General features: G+C 69.4%; 2 protein-coding genes. One reads left to right on the forward strand and one right to left on the reverse strand.

All coding sequences use genetic code 11. From position 1 onward, the window contains the following. Positions 1-1,478: SDR family oxidoreductase (locus tag ON39_RS13535; protein WP_040734254.1), on the forward strand; the 1,478-nt coding region annotated here is incomplete at its 5' end. Positions 1,479-1,529: 51 nt separating this feature from the next. Here the strand turns inward: ON39_RS13535 and ON39_RS13540 are convergent. Further along, positions 1,530-2,333, reverse strand: a complete 804-nt coding sequence (locus ON39_RS13540) for an ABC transporter ATP-binding protein (RefSeq protein ID WP_040734255.1) — start codon at positions 2,331-2,333, stop codon at positions 1,530-1,532. Positions 2,334-2,392: the final 59 nt, after the last annotated feature.

Here is a 2,392-nt window from a genome sequence, read left to right on the forward strand (position 1 = left end):
ACCTCGGCGGAGACTCGTTGTCCGCGTTGACCTTCGCCAACCTGCTGCACGAGATCTTCGACGTCGAGGTGCCGGTGGGCGTCATCGTGAGCCCGGCGACCGACCTGCGGGCCATCGCGGATTATATTGCCGCGGAACGTGTCTCCGACGGCGAGCGGCCCACCTTCGCCGCCGTGCACGGCCGTGACGCCACCGAGGCGCGCGCCGCCGACCTCACCTTGGACAAGTTCATCGACGCCGAAACCCTGGCTGCCGCAGCCGAGCTGCCCCGGCCGAGCGCCACCGCGCGCACCGTCCTGCTGACCGGAGCGACGGGCTTCCTCGGCCGCTACCTCGCGCTGGAGTGGCTAGAACGACTGGCCCTGGTCGGCGGCACGCTGATCTGCCTGATCCGCGCCAAGGACGACGAAACCGCTCGCGCGCGACTGGACCAGACCTTCGACAGCGGCGACCCGGAGCTTCTGCGACGCTACCGAACTCTGGCCGCCGACCATCTCGAGGTCATCGCCGGGGACAAGGGCGAGGCGAATCTCGGTCTGGAGCAACACACTTGGCGGCGGCTCGCCGACACGGTCGACGCGATCGTCGACCCCGCGGCCCTGGTCAACCACGTCCTGCCCTACGGCCAGCTGTTCGGCCCGAACGTGGTCGGCACCGCCGAGCTGATCCGCCTCGCGCTCACCACGAAACTCAAGCCCTACACCTATGTTTCGACCATCGGCGTCGGCGCGCAGATCGAGCAGGCGGCCTTCACCGAGGACGCCGACATCCGGGAGATCAGCCCCGTGCGCACGATCGACGAGGGCTACGCCAACGGCTACGCGAACAGCAAATGGGCGGGGGAGGTGCTGCTGCGGGCCGCCGACGACCTGTGCGGACTGCCGGTCGCGGTGTTCCGCTGCGACATGATCCTGGCCGGCGGCGACTACGCCGGGCAGCTCAACCTGCCGGACATGTTCACCAGGATGATGCTGAGCCTGGTCGCCACCGGCATCGCGCCCGGCTCGTTCTACGAGACCGACGCCGACGGCAACCGGCAGCGGGCCCACTACGACGGCCTGCCGGTCGATTTCGTCGCCGAGGCGATCGCAACCCTCGGCTCGGCGACGACCGACGGCCTGCGCACCTATCACGTGATGAACCCGTACGACGACGGCATCGGCCTGGACGAGTACGTCGACTGGCTGATCGAGGCCGGCCACGCCATCCACCGCATCGCCGACTACGACACCTGGCTGAGCCGCTTCGAGACCGCCCTGCGCGCGCTGCCCGAGCGCCAGCGCCAGCACTCGCTGCTCCCGCTGCTGCACAACTATCGACGACCCGAGAAGCCGATCCGCGGCTCCTTCGCGCCGACCGACAGGTTCCGGGCGGCGGTGCAGAAGGCGAAAGTCGGTGCGGACAAAGACATTCCGCACGTGACGCCGCCGATCATCGTCAAGTACGTCACTGACCTTCGCCTGCTCGGCCTGCTCTGAGTCGCGCCCGCGAGGTGTGGCGGGAACGGGATCGATGCGCGGCGAGTGACCTCAAGACCAAGCAGGCCCAGCGTGAGCGGCGCGGGCTGACCAACGCCCGTCATAGCGCACCTCGACCGGGTGGGCGAAGGCGGCGGTGACATTGTCGGTGGTCAACGTCTGCACCGCCGGCCCGGCGGCGACGGTGTGGCCGTCGGCGATGAGCAAGGCGTGCGTCGTCGTCCTCGGCAGCTCCTCGAGATGATGGGTGACCAGCACCGACGCAACCTCGGGATGCGTGTCGCCGAGCGTATCGATGGTCTCCAGGAGTTGTTCGCGCGCAGCGAGATCCAGCCCGGTGGACGGTTCGTCGAACAACAGCAGCCGCGGCTCGGCGACGAGCGCGCGGGCGATGAGGGTGCGCCCGCGCTCGCCCTGGGACAGGGTGGTCCACGCATTGCCGGCCTTGCCGCCGAGGCCGACGGTGTCGATCATCGCATCGGCGCGGGCGAGCTCGTCCGCGGTCGGCGTCCAGCGCATGGGCGTGTCGATGGTCGCGGTGAGTCCGGTCAGCACGACCTCGCGAATCGTCAGTGGATAGCGCAGCGGATGCCGCGGATTCACATGGCCGATGGCGTGGCGCAGGCGTTGCAGCTCGACGCGGCCGAGCTGTTCGCCGAGCACGCGCACCGTCCCCGTGGTGGGGAAGGTGACGGCGCCGCAGAAGCCGAGCAAAGTGCTCTTGCCCGCGCCGTTCGGCCCGAGCAGCGCCCAGTGCTCGCCCGCGCGCACGGTCAGCGAGATGCCGTTGATGATCTTCTTGCCCTCGCGGCGGAACGTCACGTCCGTCAGCTCGAGCACCGGCGCTCCGGTCACGCGAAGGCCTCCTTCAGGGTCGTCAGATGGGAACGGCTCAACTCCGCCGCGGCCGCGGC

Source organism: Nocardia tenerifensis NBRC 101015 (assembly GCF_000308715.1).
Classification (GTDB): Bacteria; Actinomycetota; Actinomycetes; order Mycobacteriales; family Mycobacteriaceae; genus Nocardia; species Nocardia tenerifensis.